The 18,442-nt window shown below is 70.9% G+C and carries 16 protein-coding genes; 9 read left to right on the forward strand and 7 right to left on the reverse strand.

Annotated elements, in window-relative coordinates:
• The first annotated feature begins 99 nt into the window (after positions 1-99).
• From PKF00_RS19205 to PKF00_RS19220, 4 genes are read left to right on the forward strand one after another with little or no spacing between them, the layout of a single operon-like run.
• Positions 100-1,218 carry a thiamine pyrophosphate-dependent enzyme gene (locus PKF00_RS19205; RefSeq protein ID WP_271218935.1) on the forward strand — a complete coding sequence of 373 codons (1,119 nt, stop codon included), beginning with the start codon at positions 100-102 and terminating at the stop codon, positions 1,216-1,218.
• Between the two features lie 8 nt (positions 1,219-1,226).
• Positions 1,227-2,186 carry an alpha-ketoacid dehydrogenase subunit beta gene (locus PKF00_RS19210; protein WP_271219150.1) on the forward strand — a complete coding sequence of 320 codons (960 nt, stop codon included), beginning with the start codon at positions 1,227-1,229 and terminating at the stop codon, positions 2,184-2,186.
• 46 nt (positions 2,187-2,232) lie between these two features.
• Complete coding sequence (locus PKF00_RS19215; RefSeq protein ID WP_271218936.1) at positions 2,233-3,564, forward strand: dihydrolipoamide acetyltransferase family protein; 1,332 nt, start codon at positions 2,233-2,235, stop codon at positions 3,562-3,564.
• 60 nt (positions 3,565-3,624) lie between these two features.
• The gene (locus tag PKF00_RS19220; RefSeq protein WP_271218937.1) at positions 3,625-4,800 is read left to right on the forward strand and encodes an acyl-CoA dehydrogenase family protein; all 1,176 of its coding nucleotides are present in this window, start codon (positions 3,625-3,627) and stop codon (positions 4,798-4,800) included.
• A gap of 33 nt (positions 4,801-4,833) precedes the next feature.
• Here the strand turns inward: PKF00_RS19220 and PKF00_RS19225 are convergent, their stop codons facing one another.
• Positions 4,834-7,089: a transglycosylase domain-containing protein gene (locus tag PKF00_RS19225; RefSeq protein ID WP_271218938.1), complete on the reverse strand. Its 2,256-nt coding sequence runs from the start codon at positions 7,087-7,089 to the stop codon at positions 4,834-4,836.
• A 265-nt stretch (positions 7,090-7,354) separates the two neighbouring features.
• Between PKF00_RS19225 and PKF00_RS19230 the strand changes: the two genes are divergently transcribed.
• Positions 7,355-7,960: a TetR/AcrR family transcriptional regulator gene (locus PKF00_RS19230; RefSeq protein ID WP_271218939.1), complete on the forward strand. Its 606-nt coding sequence runs from the start codon at positions 7,355-7,357 to the stop codon at positions 7,958-7,960.
• Between the two features lie 69 nt (positions 7,961-8,029).
• Here PKF00_RS19230 and PKF00_RS19235 read toward each other — a convergent pair whose 3' ends face one another.
• From PKF00_RS19235 to PKF00_RS19245, 3 genes are all read right to left on the reverse strand, one after another.
• Positions 8,030-8,233 carry a hypothetical protein gene (locus PKF00_RS19235; RefSeq protein ID WP_271218940.1) on the reverse strand — a complete coding sequence of 68 codons (204 nt, stop codon included), beginning with the start codon at positions 8,231-8,233 and terminating at the stop codon, positions 8,030-8,032.
• A 279-nt stretch (positions 8,234-8,512) separates the two neighbouring features.
• Complete coding sequence (locus tag PKF00_RS19240; protein WP_271218941.1) at positions 8,513-9,070, reverse strand: DUF308 domain-containing protein; 558 nt, start codon at positions 9,068-9,070, stop codon at positions 8,513-8,515.
• A 30-nt stretch (positions 9,071-9,100) separates the two neighbouring features.
• Complete coding sequence (locus PKF00_RS19245) at positions 9,101-10,720, reverse strand: DUF6351 family protein (protein ID WP_271218942.1); 1,620 nt, start codon at positions 10,718-10,720, stop codon at positions 9,101-9,103.
• Between the two features lie 399 nt (positions 10,721-11,119).
• On the opposite strand from PKF00_RS19245, the gene PKF00_RS19250 reads away from it, so the two are divergent.
• Genes PKF00_RS19250 through PKF00_RS19260 form a run of 3 tightly spaced genes read left to right on the forward strand, consistent with a single transcriptional unit; the run spans position 11,120 to position 13,937 of the window.
• Positions 11,120-11,947 carry an alpha/beta fold hydrolase gene (locus PKF00_RS19250; protein WP_271218943.1) on the forward strand — a complete coding sequence of 276 codons (828 nt, stop codon included), beginning with the start codon at positions 11,120-11,122 and terminating at the stop codon, positions 11,945-11,947.
• Between the two features lie 29 nt (positions 11,948-11,976).
• Positions 11,977-12,417: a VOC family protein gene (locus tag PKF00_RS19255; protein WP_271218944.1), complete on the forward strand. Its 441-nt coding sequence runs from the start codon at positions 11,977-11,979 to the stop codon at positions 12,415-12,417.
• A gap of 41 nt (positions 12,418-12,458) precedes the next feature.
• Positions 12,459-13,937 carry a dihydrolipoyl dehydrogenase family protein gene (locus PKF00_RS19260; protein WP_271218945.1) on the forward strand — a complete coding sequence of 493 codons (1,479 nt, stop codon included), beginning with the start codon at positions 12,459-12,461 and terminating at the stop codon, positions 13,935-13,937.
• Positions 13,938-13,955: 18 nt separating this feature from the next.
• Here the strand turns inward: PKF00_RS19260 and PKF00_RS19265 are convergent, their stop codons facing one another.
• Positions 13,956-15,023, reverse strand: coding sequence for a pentapeptide repeat-containing protein (locus tag PKF00_RS19265; RefSeq protein ID WP_271218946.1), 1,068 nt, complete (start codon positions 15,021-15,023; stop codon positions 13,956-13,958).
• A gap of 155 nt (positions 15,024-15,178) precedes the next feature.
• Positions 15,179-16,543: an acyltransferase family protein gene (locus tag PKF00_RS19270; RefSeq protein WP_271218947.1), complete on the reverse strand. Its 1,365-nt coding sequence runs from the start codon at positions 16,541-16,543 to the stop codon at positions 15,179-15,181.
• 358 nt (positions 16,544-16,901) lie between these two features.
• On the opposite strand from PKF00_RS19270, the gene PKF00_RS19275 reads away from it, so the two are divergent.
• Complete coding sequence (locus PKF00_RS19275; RefSeq protein ID WP_271218948.1) at positions 16,902-17,204, forward strand: hypothetical protein; 303 nt, start codon at positions 16,902-16,904, stop codon at positions 17,202-17,204.
• A gap of 106 nt (positions 17,205-17,310) precedes the next feature.
• Here the strand turns inward: PKF00_RS19275 and PKF00_RS19280 are convergent, their stop codons facing one another.
• Positions 17,311-18,222, reverse strand: a complete 912-nt coding sequence (locus PKF00_RS19280) for a hypothetical protein (protein WP_271218949.1) — start codon at positions 18,220-18,222, stop codon at positions 17,311-17,313.
• Positions 18,223-18,442 lie beyond the last annotated feature (220 nt).

The raw sequence follows: 18,442 nt of genomic DNA on the forward strand, positions 1-18,442 counted from the left end.
ACGCATAATGTCAGCGTCTTACGCTCATCTTGCACTCATTGATTGCGTTCTGGATCCAGCTGTTGCGAAAGTGCTCCGCACGACGATTCAGGGAGCACCATGACCTCCGCGACTCCAACGACCGAGCCCTGGTCGGTCCTCGACGCAGCGGGCAGGCTGCGCCAGGACGACCGCGTCCCCTTTGGCGCCGACGCCTTGGACCTGCGGGCCGCCTACCGTGACATGGTCCTGGCCCGGCGCGTCGACACCGAGGCGATCGCGCTGCAGCGGCAGGGAGAGCTCGGGCTGTGGCCCTCGATGCTGGGCCAGGAGGGCGCCCAGGTCGGCGCGGGTTCCGCGCTGCGGGCGCAGGACGTGGTGTTTCCCACCTACCGCGAGCACGCGGTGGCCTGGTGCTTCGGCGTCGACCCGGTCCAGCTGCTGGGGCTCTTCCGCGGCACCACGATGGGCGGCTGGGACCCGCGGGAGCGTAACTTCAACCTGTACACCCTGGTCATCGGCGCCCAGACCCTGCACGCCGTCGGCTACGCGATGGGCATCGTGCGTGACGGCGACGTCGGCACCGGCGACCCTGACCGGGACCGAGCGGTGCTGGTCTTCCTCGGCGACGGAGCGCTCAGCGAGGGCGAGACCAACGAGGCGTTCGTGTGGGCCGCCGCGCAGAACCTGCCGGTGGTGTTCTTCTGCCAGAACAACCAGTGGGCGATCTCGGCGCCCTTCTCGGTGCAGAGCCGCGTTCCCGCGGCCGAGCGCGCCCGGGGTTTCGGCTTCCCGGGGGTGCGGGTCGACGGCAACGACGTCATCGCCTGTCACGCGGTGACCCAGGCGGCGCTTGCGAACGCCCGCGCCGGTGGCGGCCCGACCCTGATCGAGGCGGTCACCTACCGCCGGAACCCGCACACCACGTCGGACGACGACCTGCGCTACCGGGCGGGCTCGGAGAACGACGAGTGGGCGACCCGCGACCCGATCGACCGGCTCCGTGCCCTCCTGACCGGCGGTGACCACTCGCCGCAGATCGACGAGGCGTTCCTGGCCGACCTGGCCCGTGAGGAGGAGGAGCTGGCCGAGCGTCTGCGCGGCGGCTGCCGTGCCCTCCCCGTGCCCGCGGCGGGCGATCCGTTCCTCCACTCCCTCGGGAGCATGCCGCGCGACCTTGAGCGGCAGATGAACGAGCACCTGGCCTTCGTGGCCGCAGCCGAAGGAGACCACTCGTGAGCACCGCGATGGCGCACGCCCTCAACGCGAGCCTGCGCGACGCGATGAGGGCCGACGACAAGGTGCTCCTCATCGGCGAGGACATCGGCCCGCTCGGCGGCGTCTTCCGCGTCACCGACGGCCTGCAGAAGGACTTCGGCGACGACCGCGTCGTCACCTCGCCCCTGGGCGAGGCCGGCATCGTCGGCAGCGCGATCGGTCTCGCCCTGGCCGGGTACCGGCCGGTGTGCGAGATCCAGTTCGACGGCTTCGTCTTCCCGGCGATGAACCAGATCGTCACCCAGCTCGCGAGGTACCGCCACCGCTCCGAGGGCCGGATCTCGCTCCCCGTCGTCATCCGCATCCCCGTCGGCGGCGGCATCGGCGCGATCGAGCACCACAGCGAGTCGCCCGAGGCCTACTTCGCGCACACCCCCGGACTGCGCGTGCTCTGCCCGTCCGACGCGCAGGAGGCCTACGACCTGCTCGGCCAGGCGATCCGGTGCGACGACCCGGTCATCTTCCTTGAGCCCAAGAGGTCCTACTGGTCCAAGGGAGACGTCGACCCGTCGGCCCCGGCGGTCGACATGGAGCGCGCCCGGATCGTGCGGCCCGGGGACGCCCTGAGCCTGGTCGCCTACGGCGCCCTGGTGCCGGTCGCGGTCAAGGCCGCCGGGGTGCTGGCGGAGGAGGGACGCGAGGTCGAGGTCATCGACCTGCGCTCGCTCTCGCCCATCGACGACGCCACGGTCGTCGAGTCCGTACGACGGACCGGCCGCCTCGTCATCGCCCACGAGGCCTCCCAGACCTGCGGCATCGGCGGCGAGCTCGCCGCCCGGGTGCAGGCCCAGGCGTTCTACGAGCTCGAGGCGCCGATCCTGCGGGTCACCGGGTACGACACGCCGTACCCGGCGAGCCGCCTCGAGGAGGAGTGGCTGCCGAACGTCGACCGGATCCTCGAGGCCTGCGACCTCAGCCTGAGCCACTGACGCCATCCCGAGACAGCCCCATCCGTTCTGCCCGCAGGAGCACACCTTGACCACCGCGACTGCACAGACCTTTCTGCTGCCCGATGTCGGTGAGGGCCTCACCGAGGCCGACATCGTCGTCTGGCGCGTCGCCGTCGGCGACACGGTCACCGTCAACCAGATCATCGTCGACATCGAGACCGCCAAGTCCGTGGTCGAGCTGCCCTCGCCGTACGCCGGCGAGGTCGTCGAGTTGCTCGCCGCCGAGGGCCAGGTCGTGGCCGTCGGCTCGCCGATCATCGCCATCCGCACCGCCGACGCGCAGGCAGCCGCTCCGGCCGCTCCCGCCGAGGGCGAGGCCGGCGGGCCGGAGCCCAAGCTGCTGGTGGGCTACGGCGCCAGGGACGCCGGCCGCAGCCGGCGCCGCCGTGGCGCCGCCCCGAGCGGCGCGGCCGCCCCCGCGGTCACGCCGCCCGCCGCCCCCGCGGTCACGCCGCCCGCCGCTCCCAGCCGGGACAGGCCACGGGCCAAGCCTCCGGTCCGCAAGCTGGCGAAGGTCCTCGGGGTGGACCTCGCCGCGGTCGAGCCGACCGGCCCGGACGGGACCGTCGTACGCGCCGACGTGCTGCGGGCCTCGGAGTCCGGCGGCCGGCCTGCGTCGGCGGACCCGGCCCCCGCCGTGGCCGCCGACGGCTCGGAGACCCGGATCCCGATCAAGGGGGTGCGCAAGCACACCGCGGCCGCGATGGTCGCCTCCGCCTTCACCGCACCGCACGTGACCGAGTTCGTCACCGTCGACGTGACGAAGACCCTGGAACTGCGCGAGCTGGTCCAGCGGCGCCGCGAGTTCCGCGACACCAAGCTCACGCCCCTGGCGTTCGTCGCCCGCGCCTACCTCCGCGCCCTGGCCCGGATCCCGACGGCGACCGCGCGCTGGGACGAGGCCGCCCAGGAGATCGTCGTCCCCGCCGGCGTCAACCTCGGCTTCGCCGTCGCCACTCCACGTGGCTTGATGGTGCCGAACGTCAAGGACGCGCACACCCTCGGCCTGCTCGACCTCGCCAACGCGATCAATGAGCTCGCCGCCACCGCCCGCGCCGGCAGGACCACGCCGGAGGCGATGGCGGGCGGCTCGACGACCATCACCAACGTCGGCGTCTTCGGCGTCGACACCGGCACCCCCATCCTCAACCCGGGCGAGACGGCGATCCTGGCCGTCGGCGCCATCCGTCGGCAGCCCTGGGTCGTCGAGGACGCCGCCGGTGAGAGGATCGAGCCCCGCTCGATCCTCCAGCTCGCGCTCTCCTTCGACCACCGCGTGCTCGACGGCGCCGAAGGATCCCAGGTCCTCGGCGACACCGCCGCCCTGCTCGCCGAGCCGGGACTGGCGGTGCTGTGATGACGAACCAGGTCGCCGTCACCACCATCCACCACCCCCAGAACTCCAGGAGAACCGCCGATGTCGGCCCGACGTACCTTCCGCTCGGCTGAGCACGCCGACCTGATCCAGCTCGTCCGCACGATCGCCGCCGACGAGCTCGCGCCCCGAGCGGCGCAGGCCGAGGCCGACGAGGAGTTCCCCCGCGACGTCTTCCGCATGCTCGGCGAGGTCGGCATCCTCGGCCTGCCCTACCCGGAGGAGGTCGGCGGGTCCGGTCTCCCGTACGAGGTCTACCTCCAGGTGCTGGAGGAGATCGGAGCGGTGTGGGCCTCAGTCGGTGTCGGCGTCTCCGTCCACGCGCTGTCCTGCTTCGGCCTCGCGACGCGCGGCACTCCGGAGCAACAACAGCGCTGGCTGCCCGAGATGCTCGGTGGCGAGCTCCTCGGCGCCTACTGCCTCTCCGAGGCGCACGCCGGCTCGGACCCCGCGGCCATGACCGCGACGGCCCGCCGCGACGGCGACGGCTACGTGCTCAACGGCGCCAAGGCCTGGGTCACCCACGGCGGCCAGGCCGACTTCTACAAGATCATGGCGCGCACCGGCGCCGTCCAGGGCGACCGCCACGGCATCTCCTGTTTCCTCGTCCCCGCGGACACGCCCGGCCTGGTCGCGGACGTACCGGAGCGGAAGATGGGCCTCACCGGCTCGACCACCGCCGCCCTGCGGCTCGAAGGGGTCCGGGTGCCGGTGGAACGGCGGCTGGGCGCGGAGGGTGACGGTCTCAAGATCGCCCTCGCCGGTCTCGACGCGGGCAGGCTCGGCATCGCCGCGGTCGCGACCGGTCTCGCCCAGGGGGCTCTCGACGCCGCTCTCGCCTACGCCCAGCAGCGCCACACCTTCGGACGGCGGATCATCGACCACCAGGGACTCGGCTTCGTACTTGCCGACATGGAGGCCGCCGTCGTCTCCGCGCGTGCGACATTGCTGCACGCGGCACGGCTCAAGGACGCCGGCCTCCCGTTCGGCCGCGAGGCGTCGATCGCCAAGCTCGTGGCGACCGACAACGCGATGAAGGTGACCACGGACGCCGTCCAGGTCCTCGGGGGTGCGGGCTACACCCGGGAGTTCCCGGTGGAGCGCTACATGCGCGAGGCCAAGGTCATGCAGATCTTCGAGGGCACCAACCAGATCCAGCGCATGGTCATCGGACGGCACCTTGACCGCGACAACGCCGGCGCGATCACCCGGCTCTGACCAGGAGATCGGACCGTCGCCGACGGGTACTGCCTAGCCGCGGCCGTTCGAACGGCCGTTGCCGTTCGAACGGCCACGGTCACCGCCGGGACCGTTGTCGCCGTCAGGGCCGCCGCGGTCGGGGCCGTTGCGGCCCTGACCGGGGCCGTCGACGTCGGCGTTCCGGTCGGGGCCGCCGTCGTTCGACGGAGGCGGCGCGGGCTGGCAGCTCTGGCCGCAGCCGCCGAACCGCGCCGCGTTGATCGGGGTGAACGACGTCGGGCTGACGTTCTTCAGCGCCGCCAGCATCGTGTCCTTCCAGATCGGCCCCGGGATGCTGGCGCCGGCCACCACACCGTAATAGCGGCCGCCGATGGTGACGCCGGTCAGCTTGTGGTTCTGCGAGCCGCGCGGGTCACCGATGCTGACGGCGCCGGCCAGGTCCGGGGTGAATCCGGCGAACCAGGCGGTGGCGTAGCTGTCGGTGGTGCCGGTCTTGCCCGCCGCGTCACGGCCGATGCCGCCGACGCCGCGCATGGTGCCCTTGGTGAACACTCCGGACAGGACGTCGGCCGCCGCGTCGGCGACCTCGGGGTCGAGCGCCTGACGGCACTTGGGCCTGTAGGTGGTGGTCTTGCCGTCGCGATCGGTGATCTGGGCGATCGCCGTCGGCGCGCAGTACTTGCCGCGGGCGGCGATCGCGGCGTAGGCGTTGGCCACGGTCACCGGGTCCATCTCGTTGATGCCGAGCGTGAACGTCTCGTACTCCTGGAGCTTGTTCCCGTCGGAGCGGTGGATGCCCAGCGACTTGGCGATCTTGACCGTGTCGCAGAGCCCGACCTGCTGCTCCAGCGTCATGAAGAACGTGTTCACCGAACCCCACGTGCCCGTCTGCAGGGTCCGCCAGCCGGGAGAGCCCTCGTCGTTGGTGACGGTGTGGTTCGGGTCGCCGATGCTCTCGCCCTTGCAGTTCTTGAACGTCGAGTAGGCCGGCGCGCGGTAACCCGCGCCGACGGTGAAACCGTCGTTGATCTTCATGCCCTTGCTCAGGGCGGCGAGCAGGGTGAAGGTCTTGAAGGTGGATCCGGCCTGGAAGCCGATGCCGCCGCCGTGCGCGGCGTCCGCGATGAGGTTGTAGGCCATCTCGTGCTTGGCCGCGTTCTGACCGTACGGCCGGCTGGCCGCCATGGCCCTGATGGCCCCGGTGCCCGGCTGGACCAGCGCCTCGGAGGCCACCGGGTTGTCGGAGGAGTGGACCCACTTGCTGATCGCCTTGTCCGCCGCCGCCTGCATGGCCGGGTCGATCGTGGTCCTGACCGTCAGGCCGCCGCGGTTGAGAAGCTTGAGACGATCCGCGGCCGTCTTCCCGAAGTCAGGATTTTTCAGGATGTCGTTGCGGACGTAGATGCAGAAGTACGGATACTTGCTGGACTCACAGCCGCCGGGCAGCTTCGTGCCCTTGTAGCCGAGGCCGGTGGCCTTCGCCTTAGCCGCCTCGTCCGTAGTGATCTTGCCCAGCTCGGCCATCCGGTCCAGCACGACGTTGCGCCGGCTCAGCAGCCGCTCACGCTGCTTCTTGCCCAGGTTGGGGTCGGTGGCGTTGGGGTTCTGCACGGCGCCCGCCAGCGTCGCCGCCTGCGGCAGGGTGAGCGCCTCCGCCTTGACGCCGAAGAATCGCTTGGCCGCCGCCTCGACCCCGTAGGCGCCCGCACCGAAGTAGGCGATGTTGAGGTACTTGCCCAGGATCTCGTCCTTGGGGTACTTCTTCTCCACCGCCATCGCGTACCGCAGCTCCTTGAGCTTGCGCGCGTAGCTGGCCTCAAGCGCCTTGTTCCGCTCGGCGTCGGTGTCGGCGGAGTTGAGCAGCACCTGCTTGACGTACTGCTGGGTGATGCTGGAGCCGCCCTGGGCCACCCCGCCCGCCTGCAGGTTCTTGGCGAACGCCCGGATCGTGCCCTCGACGTCGATCGGGCCGTGCTCGTAGAAGCGGTAGTCCTCGATCGAGACGATGGCCGTCTTCATGATCGGGGCGATCTGGTCGAGCTTGACGACCTCGCGGTACTGCTCGTAGAACCGCGCGATCTCGTTGCCCTTGACGTCCTGCACGACCGTGACCTCCGCAGGAGGCGGCTCGACCAGGTCCTCGGGCGCGAGGTTCACCTCGTTGGTCGCCGATATGAGACCGACGCCCACCCCTCCCACGGCCGGTAACGCGAGCCCGGCGACCACCGCGCCCGCCGCCACCCCCGTGACTGCGAGAAGCCCGATCTTCGACACGACTCCCGGCTGGACCTCACCCCGTCTTGGCATGGGACAAGACTATGGGGCCCCAAGACGTCCCCCGTTACACAGCCGTTCCTCCGGAAAATTGGAAAACCTTCCCCATACCAAGCTCATCTGGGCGAACCACCCCATATCCCGGCGGTCCGCACACCTCACGGACAGGCGGAGCGCGCCCGGCATGGCACCGCCGGGGCCTGAGGCGGCCGCTCCTGTTCGCCGCTCGCCGGTGGGCGCCCCGCTCGACGCGGGGCCCGGCTAGCATGGATCGGCAAGTCCAGTCTGGAGGGCGGTCATGCGCACTCTGACCCGCAAGGGGGCCGCGACGCGGCAGCGCATTCTCGAGGGCGCGGCGGCGCACATCCGGGAGCACGGCGTGGCCGACATGACGCTCGACGACGTGCTGGCCAGGACGGCGACGAGCAAGAGCCAGCTCTTCCACTACTTCCCGGACGGCCGGGAGGAGCTGCTGCTGGCCGTGGCCCGTTTCGAGGCCGACCGCGTGCTGGAGGACCAGCGACCCCAGCTCGGCGACCTCACCTCCTGGTCCGCCTGGCAGTCGTGGCGTGACAAGGTCGTCGACCGCTACCGGCGGCAGGGCCGCCTGTGTCCGCTCAACGCCGTCACGTCACAGCTGGGCATTCGCACGCCCGGCGCCCAGGCCGTGGTCACCGAGCTGATGCACCGCTGGCAGGCCGAGATCGCCACCGGCGTGCGGCACATGCAGGACGCCGGCGAGATCGACCCGGCCCTGGACCCCGACCGTGCGGCGGCCGCCCTGCTCGCCGGCATCCAGGGCGGCGTGCTGATCCAGATGTCCACCGGTGAGACCGACCATCTGGAAGCCGCCCTGGACATGGGCATCGCCCATCTGCGCGCCGGCAGGCCCGCGCCGTCTTGACAGGGGGCTCCGCCTCCAGGGGCGGCGGACGCGGCCTGTCGCCCCGCCCGCCGTCCGGCCTCTTCGCGCTCAGAACACGCCGGCGAAGCAGGCGATGACGACGGCCATCACGAGCACGGCCACCGACAACGCCTTCATGAGACTCGATATGGACAACGGGATGCTCCCTTCCGTGGTGAAGCCCGCCGAAGCGGAACGGCGGCGTGTCAGGCGGCGGCGGTCGCCCGGACGGTGACCGGGATGTTGCCGCGAGTGGCCTGGAATGGGGTTCACGGATTCTCCGGAAAGGCCCAGAACCAGGTCGTACGGGCCGTGGCTCAAGGATCGTCCAGACGCGCCCGGGGCAGGAACAGTCGAATGACTCAATGCTCCTGCCCGCCTTGCGCAGCCGGTCCGGCGCGGCCTGCCGGGACGCTCTGCTCCGGAGAAGGGTGCGGACCGCCTATGACGGACGCGATGTCCGGTCCACCGCCTGCGATGCCGAGACAGCCTGCCGGACGCGATCCGACAGGCTGTCGGTGTGTTCGTGGTCGTGTCGAGCTCAGAGTGCCGTCAGACGGTCTGCGTCCGCGGCCGGCGGGCACGCCAGGCCAGCAGCCCGGCCTGGACGATGAAGAACACGCCGCCGCCTGTGGCATAGACCGACAGCACGTCGAGCGAGGCGTCGGCCCCGAGGGCCTGGATGTTGTAGAAGATGCCCACGAGGAACGACAGGCCACCCGCGATCAGTATCGGCCACTGCCTGCCCAGCTCCGGGCCGCGCCGCCGGATCCCGACCAGCGCCTGCGCCGCGCCGGAGACGACCGCCCAGGCGCCGAACACGTGCAGCACCGCCGCCACCCCGCTCGTCCCCGCCACGCCGACGCCGACGGCGGCCAGGGCGCTGAGCACCCCGTTGAACAGCGTCAGACGACGCTCCGATCCGTCAGGGAGCGCACGCAGGTCGATCAACGACGACACCGCGTCGATCAGCGGATAGACGACCAGCAGGGTGATCGCGAGGGCGTCGACGGGGTTGTGGGCCACGGCGAACGCGGCGGCCCACGCCACGGCCAGCACTCCACGGCCCAGGTACAGCTTCAGCAGGGATGACGTCTTCGTGTTCGTCATGAACGGCCTTTCCGGACGAGTGGATGGTTGTCAGCGCCGGACGGGGACGCAGCGGTGGCTTGCGGCGTCGGCCGGGTCGCCGTGGCCGGTGTAGCGGGAGACGGACGGGTAGGGGCACAGTTCGCGGGTGACCGTCGCGCCGGAGGCGTTCGTGATGGCGGCGCTCAGGGTCCGCGGGGCCTTGCCGCGTTCGACCCAGGCGGTCAGGGCGCCCAGGGCGTCGGTGGGCACGGGGCCGGTGCTCGTGGGGCCGGCGCAGTGGGCGACGCCCGGCGCCAGGAACAGCCGGTAGAAGTCGTCGAGGCGGCCGCCCGTGGCCCGCTGGGCGTGCTGGAAGTAGTTCACCGTGCCCTGGGCGGGGATGAGCTGGTCGGCCTGGCCGTGCCAGGTGAGCAGCTTGCCGCCGGACCTGCGGAAGGCCGACAGGTCGGGGTCGTCGGTGCCGATGATCGTGTCGTACTCGGCCTGGGACTGCGCGAACAGTTCGGCGAACTCGGCGTAGGTGATCGTCGACACGTCGAAGGAGGGCTGGCGCTTCAGGAACGTCGAGACCCAGGCGGCCGGGACGGGGAACGGCGCGCCCACGCGGTCGCCGTCGGCGTCGACGCGGGTGCCGGCCAGGTCGAAGCCGGCACCGACCGGGACTCCTGCCCACAGCTTCCTGCCGGTCGGGGTGCGGGGGCCGTCCCAGATCCTGCGGACGACGGCCGCGTCGGCCGCGGTGATGGTCTCCTGCTTTCCGTCGCACTCGACCGTCTTGCCGATGAGCCGGCGCGGGTCGAAGGCGCATTTCGCGGGGTCGCCGATCAATCCGTCGGAGACGCCGTCGAGCCGGTCACAGGCTTTGACGGCGGCCTGGGTGAAGGCGTCGAACTCGCACGGGGCGGGGAAGGTGTTCTCCTGGTTCATCACCACCTGGGGCCACAGGGTGGCGACCTCGAACTCGTCCCAGTTGACGGCGGGGGCGGTGGCGAGGATGCCGTCGTAGTCGCCGGGGTGGCGCTGGGCCTCCATGTAGCCCTGGCGACCGCCGGTCGAGCAGCCGTTCCAGTAGGAGTAGGCGGCGGGTCTGCCGTAGACCTTGGCGATGACCTGTTTGGCGAGAAGTGTCATCTCGTGCTGGGAGCGGTCGGCGAAGTTCTTCAGCAGTGGCGTGTTGACCTTGCCCTCGCCGGTCAGGGCCCAGGAGGTGTCGAGGTAGGGGCCGACGCCGGCGTCGGTGGTCGCGGCGGCGTAGCCGTTCTTGATCGCGGCGGCCAGGCCTGTGCCGTAGTCGCCGGCGGCGTAGGCGCTGCCGCCCACCGCCTGGAAGCGGCCGGTCCAACCTGTCTCGGGCAGCCAGACGCGTACTTTGGCGTGGTCGTCGGCGCCGGGGTGGGTGAGGGTGATCGTGACGTCGCAGTGGGCCGGGACGTCGGGGATCTCGACGGCGCCCAGCGGCGGCACCGCGGGGACGTGCACGGTCCCCGCCTCGCGGCGCGCGGCTGTCACGGCTTCCACGGTGGTGCCGACCGGGGCGTTCACGGAGACGGACGAGCACGTGAACGGGGCGGCGGCCAGGCTGCCGGTCTCCGCCGCGGCGCCGCTCGGCGCGTACAGCGCGGCGGCCAGCGGCACGGCGGCGGCCAGGACGGCCAGTATTCGTTTCATGACGTTCCTCTTGCTGAAGTCGTCAGCTGTTGGGGTGTGTCCCACTGTCGTTCGCGGCCGGCACCGGCACATCAGTCAGTTGACGGTCAGCACCGGTGAGTCACTCCGGGCACAGGTCGGCGGCCTGCGTACGGGGCGTCCGCGCAGCGCCGCCCATACTCACGTCACTGACTGAAGAGTTGAATGGCTTAACGCGCCGAGGCGCGCACAGGCGCGTGGACGGCCGCCACACGAGGCCGGGCAGCCGACCGACCAGCGCCGTTGCGGTGCTGAGCGACGGCCCGGCCGACTCGTGATGACTGACCGTCAAGTGACCGATGTGACCGCGGTCCTTCCCGGACGACAGTGATGGCAGCAGATCCACCACCTTCGTCGGAAGCTTCTTGAAAGGGAAACATCGTGGTCAGCATCAAGGGTGTACGCAGGCGGCGGCTCAGGCTGGGCGCCGTGTCGACGATCGCGATCGGTCTCCTCGCCACCGCCGCCGCCACGCCCGCCTTCGCGGCGGACAAGCCCGCCAAGCCGACCGTCGTGCTGGAACACGGCGCCTTCGCCGACGCCTCCAGCTGGAACGACGTGATCAAGGAACTGCGCCGTGACGGCTACCCCGTCGTCGCCGCGGCCAACCCGCTGCGCGGACCGGCCAACGACGCCGCCGCACTGCGCAGCGTCCTCGACCACGTCGAAGGACCCAAGATCCTCGTCGGGCACTCCTACGGCGGCTCGGTCATCAGCGCGGCCGGCGCGAACGACCCCCAGGTCAAGGCCCTCGTCTACGTCGCCGCCTTCCTGCCCGCCCCCGGCGAGACCGCCCTGGAGCTGACGAACAAGTACCCCGGCTCCACCCTCCCCGACGCCCTCGACCCCGTCCCCTTCACCCTCCCCGGCGGCGCCACCGGAACCGACCTGTACATCAAGCCCGGCACGTTCCACCACCAGTTCGCCGCCGACGTCCCGGCCGGCACCGCCGCCCTCATGGCCGCCACCCAGCGGCCCATCGCCCAGTCCGCCCTGGAGGAGAAGGCCGAGGCCGCCGCCTGGCAGGACAAGCCCTCCTGGGCCGTCATCGCCACCCAGGACCTCAACATCCCCGTCGACGCCCAGCGCTACATGGCCAAGCGCGCCCGCGCGCACGTCACCGAAGTCCGCGCCTCCCACTCCGTCGCCGTCTCCCACCCGAAGACCGTGGCCGACGTCATCGAGAAGGCCGCGCGCGCCACCCGCTAGCCCCCGAAAGAAAGATCACGACCATGGACATGAAGCTCGAAGTCGTCGTCCTGCCCGTCTCCGACGTCGACCGCGCCAAGGACTTCTACACCAGACAGCTGGGCTTCCGCCTCGACGCGGACTTCCCCATCAACGACGGCTACCGGATCATTCAGGTCACCCCGCCCGGCTCCGCCTGCTCGATCATCTTCGGCGACGGTCTCACCGACGCCGGACCCGGCACCGTCCAGGGACTGCACCTGATCGTGTCCGACATCGAGCAGGCCCACAAGGAGCTGACCGGCCGCGGCGTCGACGTCACCGGCCCGTTCCACGACGTCACCGGCGCCTTCCACCAGGCCGGCGAGAACGGTCGCGTCCTGGGCCCGCACCCGCAGCGTGCCAGCTACGGCTCCTTCGCCGCGTTCTCCGACCCCGACGGCAACCGCTGGTTCCTGCAGGAGATCACCGAACGGCTGCCCGGCCGCTGACCGACGGCACCCCCGAGACACGGCCACACCATGGAGGACAAGTGACCACCGAAGACACCCGTACCTATGACGTGGTCGTGATCGGGGCCGGTCCGGTCGGCGAGAACGTCGCCGACCGGACCACCGCCGCCGGGCTGAGCACCGTCATCGTGGAGAGCGAACTCGTCGGCGGCGAATGCTCGTACTGGGCGTGCGAGCCGAGCAAAGCCCTGCTGCGGCCCGCACTCCTGCGGGCCGACGCGGGCCGGGTGCCCGGCCTGGCCCCGGCCGCCGCCGGACCGCTGGACACCGCCGCCGTGCTGGCGCATCGCGACCGCATGGCCGCCCACTGGAGCGATGACGACCAGGTCGAATGGCTCAAGTCGGCCGGCGTCGACCTCCAACGCGGCCACGGCCGCCTCGACGGGCCACGACGCGTGGCCGTGACCACCCCCGACGGCGGCACCGTCCGTCTGCGGGCCCGCCACGCCGTGGCCGTGTGCACCGGCAGCGGCGCCGCCCTTCCCGCCCTTCCCGAGCTCACCGCCCTGCGTCCATGGACCAGCCGCGAAGCCACCAGCGCCCCACGGCCGCCCGGACGACTCGTCATCGTCGGCGCAGGCGTCGTGGGCACCGAGATGGCCACCGCCTGGCAGGCCCTCGGCAGCGAGGTCACCCTCCTCGCCCGTGACACCCGCCTGCTGTCCCAGATGGAACCCTTCGTCGGCGAACTCGTGGCCGACCGCCTGCGCGAAGCGGGCGTCGACCTGCGGTTCGGCGTGACCGTCGCCGCCGCCGCCCGTACAGGCGGCGAGGTCCACATCATCCTTTCCGACGGTGGCCGGCTCACCGCGGACGAGGTCCTCTTCGCCACCGGCCGCGCACCCCGCACCGGCGACATCGGCCTCGAGACCGTCGGCTTGATCCCCGGGGACTGGCTCACCGTCGACGACACCCTCACCGTCACCGCCGTCCCCGGCGACTGGCTCTACGCCGTGGGCGACGTCAACCGGCGGGCCCTGCTCACCCACCAGGGCAAGTACCAGGCCCGCATCGCCGGCGCCGTCATCGCCGCCCGAGCCTGCGGCACCCCGCTCGACACCGGACGCTGGAGCCCTCACGCCGCCACCGCCGACACCACTGCCGTGCCCCAGGTCGTCTTCACCGATCCCGAGATCGCCGGCGTCGGCCTCACCACCGTCGAAGCCCGGCGCACCGGCCGCCGCGTGCACGTCGTCGACTACGACCTCGGCCACGTCGCCGGCGCCCTCCAGCACACCCCGGACTATCGCGGCAGAGCCCGCGTCCTCATCGACCCCGATCGCCGCACCGTCGTCGGCGCCACGTTCGCCGGACCAGGCGTCGCCGAGCTCCTCCACTCCGCCACCGTGGCCATCACCGGCGAAACCCCCATCGAACGCCTCTGGCACGCCGTGCCGCCCTTCCCCACCATCAGCGAGGTGTGGCTGCGGCTGCTCGAGGCGTACCGGGACCAGCACAGCCGGGGGAACGGAAGTCCGCGCCACGAGCTGGAACCGTGAGCCTGCCGCGCCCCTCGGTCACGGTGTGGACCGTAGGGGCGGATGCTGCGTCGTTATCCCCGGCGGCTGGAGCAGGGGCGGGGGTTCGGGGCCGGGATCCTCGGTGAGGACGACGCCGGCGGCCGAGTGGTCGAAGCCGGCGGGCCAGCGGGTGCGCTCGCTGGCCACCGCGCCCGTCAGACGTGCCTGGAGAAGGTCGGCCGTGCGCAGGTCGGCCCCGCGCAGGTCGGCCAGGCGCAGGTCGGCGCGGCGGAAGACGGCGCCGCCCGCGTCGGCCTTGCGCAGGTTCGCCTCGCGCAGATCGGCCTCGGTGAAGTCCGCCTCGCGCAAGTCGGTTTCGACCAGCCGTGCGCCTCGCAGGTCGGCCAGAGCGAAGCGGGCACGGCGCAGGGTCGCGGTCTTGAGGTCGGCGTGCCGCAGGTTGACCGAGACGAGGGAGGTCTGCGTCAGGTTGGCGTGGTACAGGCCCGCCGCCTCCATGCAGGAGCGATCCAGGTTGACCCCGGGGAGCCAGAGCCCGTCGCAGTCGGCCCGGCGCAGGTCGGTGACGCTGAGGTTGACCCAGGACTGCTCCCGATGCCGGCACAGCACGCCGAGACCGGTCAGCGCCACCTGGGCGTCGGCCGCGCGGACCTCCAGTGGCGCGACGTCGTTGACGGGCGTGTCCGCCGCCGGCGCCTCCGGCCCGGTGGGCGGCCACGGCAGGTGTGTACGCAGGTAAGCGGCCTTGATGGAGATGACGGCCTCACGGTCGCGAGCGGAGTGCTCCGCGATCCGCCACAGCGCGTGCAGTCCGCCGATGCGTGTCTCCAGCTTGTCACTGCCGAGCTGGTCGACGGCCCGGCTGAACCTGTCGGTGACGTAGCCCTCCTGGGTGGCGCGCAAGCCGTCCTGGCTGACTCGCAGTTGCCGCCAGGTGGCGTACGCGCCGAACAGCAGGACCATGCCGCCGACGGCCTGCACGAGTGTCGTACGGACGTCGTTCACCGCTTTCAGCCGGTCCTGCGCGGCGACGCTCGCCCCGGCGAGGTCGTGGGCGACCAACTCACCCGGCAGGACGACGAGCACCGCGCCCAGAACGGCCAATCCCGTCGCCCCCGTCAACAGGGCTGTGATCGCACGACGCCTGACCAGTCGGTCGCGCCACGGCCGGCGGCCGCGGCCCGACCTTCCCGTCTCCCCCGTCTCCACGGCATGAAAGCCTAGGCGTCGCCCAAAAGACGATCAAGATGCAACGTGTCCTACCCCTGAGCCGGACGCGAACCCCGCCATCGGACGAACCTCAGGAGGGCGACCCCGCCGAAGTAGGCGACCAGCACTCTCACCGGCAGGCCCGTAGGTCCGTGATAGCCCATGCCCGCCAGTGCGAGGGCCAGCAGAGCGGCGAGCACGCCTCCGAGCCCGATGATCACCAGGGTGGTGGGCCACACGCCGGTCACCGTGCCCACAGGATCGATCCGTGACCTCGTACGCTGCTCGAAACGGCCGAACACCGCGAGAAGAAGGGTGAGGATCAACGCCAGGCAGGCAAGCCAGGGAACGCGGAGAAGCAGCCAGGGCTCCGATCCGGGCGCGGCACCGGAAATCACCGCCGTTCCGTGGAGCACCAGGACGCCGATCACGACAGCGACCATGTGCCACAGGAAAAGCGACATGATCACCAGATTGACCGCGACCACGACGCCCCACGGCCCCGGTCGCCGCAGCCACCGATTTCCCGCGCCGCGCATCCACAGGGCGACTCCCGTCTGCGTGACGGCCAGCGCCAGGAGAGCCAGCGTGGGCGGAGAGGTGTTGCGCACCTTCTCTCCTTCGAACGCCACCATGCTGACCGGATAGGGGCCGACCACCGTGAGGAGCACGAGAGCGACGAACCCGCCCGCCGCCATCGACAGAGCCGCGCTCCGCCGGAGCGGCAGGCGTCCGTCCTGCCAGGCGAAGCCGAGTTGGTGTACGGCCAGCCAGGCGAGCAGGAAGTTCGCCTGCCCCACGTAGGGAACGGCCAGCACCAGACGGGCCAGGTCTCCCCCGGCGACCAGGGCCGCCAGGACGATCGGCACGGCCGGCCCCGCACGCCGGTGCAGCGCGTGCGTCCACGGGGTGAGGGCCATCACGGCGAGGTAGGCGACAAGGAACCACAACGGGATCGAGGCGAGCCAGACCGCCGCGCCGATCAGGGCGGGCTCGGCTCCCAGAACCCGGGCGGTCAGGGCTCCCACCGCCAGTCCCCCCAGCAGCACCGTCGTCGGGCGCAGGAGCCGGGTCGTCCGGCCCAGCACCCAGCCCCTGGCGTTGCCGCCCCGGTCGAGATGGGAGGTGAGGGACGCGGCGTTCGCGAAGCCCCCGACCAGGAAGAACAGGGGCATCACCTGGAACAGCCACGTCAGCGGGCGGGTCCACGGGAGGATCTCGAGAACGCTCCCCCCTTGGAAGCCTCCGCCGTCACGAGTCACATAGATCGCCAGCCAGTGGCCGACGACGACCGCCGTGATCGCTACGGCGCGCAGCAGGTCGACATAGCGCTCCCGCTGCGGCGGTGTGTGCCCGGCCAGCCACCGCACTCGCCGTGTCATCCGCTGAACGACCCGGACAGGGCGTGTCGCCATGCCACCGACGCTTGACATGATGAGAACATTCCCCGCCGTCCTCCATGTCGTCACGGACCACCGCCGTCGTGTCGCCGTTCGCGAGGCGAAGGGTCGCGCCGTTCTCGAATTCGACGCCGATTCTCCCAACAATTCACCGACCGCCTGTGTCTAACCAGTGACGGAAGGACCGCCCCGCCTGAGACGCGAAGGGATTGTTTCGTGCGCATCAGCGAACACGGGAGTCGGAATCGGTTTCTCTGAGCGGCGACGTCGCTTTCGGTCCCGATACATCGTGCGCGAAATCGGAGGTGATCACGGTGCATCCGATCTTGTGACAGCCCCACCCCGGGGCGTCGCGGAGCCGAAAGGTGACCGTATGAGCAAGACCGACAAGACCCGGCCCTGGTGGGTGCGGATGGCCGACACGCCGATGGTGACCTGCCTGCCCGCGCATGATCACCGGTTCGGGCCCTGCACGCTGCCGAACGAGATCACCGCCGACAGCGCCTCCCTGAGCCACCGCACGGGCGGCTGTCACTGGAGCGCCACCCCCTACGCGTACTACTGGTTCGGGTACGGCCATGGGGGCTGGGAGGGTTCCTGCATCCGCCGCGAAGAGCGCCGCCGCGACCGTCACCGGGCACGCCGTGAGCTGCGCGCCTACCGCGGCGAAGAGTGAAGGAGGGCGAAGCCCCGGACATCAGCGGGCACCGCGCGCGTCGGCGTGCTGCTCGGTCGCCGGCGAGACGGCGTCGACGAGGGTGAGCAGACCGCCGACGGACGCCTCAGGACGTGAGGGTGCAGTGTCTCTGGGTGTCGGTGCGGACCTTCCTGCCGGTGAACTCCTCCAGAATGGCGAGGTTCTCCGGGGCGTAGTTGGTCACGGTGATCTTGTCGGCGTTGGGGCCGCCCAGCTTGCCCGTGTAGGGCGCCGACTTCTCCAGCCAGTAGGCCGTGCGCAGGAACTGGGTCAGGACCAGTTCGCGCAGCTTCGGCTCGTTCTTGATCTTCGCCCAGTAGGCGGGGTGCCGGTCCTTGGCCACGCGCAGGTAGAGCAGCAGGTAGCGCAGGTTGGTGGCGGCGATGTCGCGTGCGTTGCTGGCCCCGACGCCCTTGATGTACTCCTGGACCACCGTCACCGCGGGCAGGCCCGTCAGTCCTGCGTTCAACTCCGCCAGCACGCCCTGGAGGTGGTACTCGCCCTGGGTTTGGTCGCGCAGGTAGATGCCGTCCATGGAGTCGCTGAGCCGGTCCTTGATCAGCGGCAGGATCTCCTTGCGGGGGAAGCCGTCATGCAGCGGCACCGTCGTGTCCTGCCGGGAGGCGTTGATCCAGGCCGCGGTGTGCACGTTCCACCTGGTCCGCGCCGGGTCGAGATCCCACATGTGGGTTTCCTCGTGGATCGCCACCATCATCGACTCGGCGAACGCCTCGAAGCTGTTCTTGCGCACGAACTGGTTCCAGTACTGGTCCTTGGCCTGGGCGATGGCCAGCGCCTGGCCGCTGGGCCACCGCCGCTGGTACATCGCCTGGAGGGTCTGCATCCAGTTCGAGGAGGTGAATCTCGCCTTGAGGTCGCTCACGTCCGCGGTGGGCTGCGACGGTTCCTCATAACAGTAGGGCGCGGCGAGGCTCGTGACAGAGCCTGAGGCGGCGGTGGTCACCGCCACCGGCGGCAGCGCGAGGAGTACGGTCACGAGAGACAGAGCGCGCGTTCGACTCACCGGAACCTCATTCCTGAGCGGACGTGCCGCCGGCAAGCAGGGCAGGGGCAGCCGCCGCTCTCTCGTCGTCACGGCGATCGTAATGACCGCCGTTTTATGACGCCTAATCCCACTTCGGCATAACTTCGGCGAACCCCCGAGCCCTGTGATCAGCCACTCCCCCGCCCCGAGCTCATCCCACGACCTGAAGTGC

The sequence above is a fragment of the Streptosporangium carneum genome (assembly GCF_027922005.1).
GTDB classification, from domain to species: Bacteria; Actinomycetota; Actinomycetes; order Streptosporangiales; family Streptosporangiaceae; genus Streptosporangium; species Streptosporangium carneum.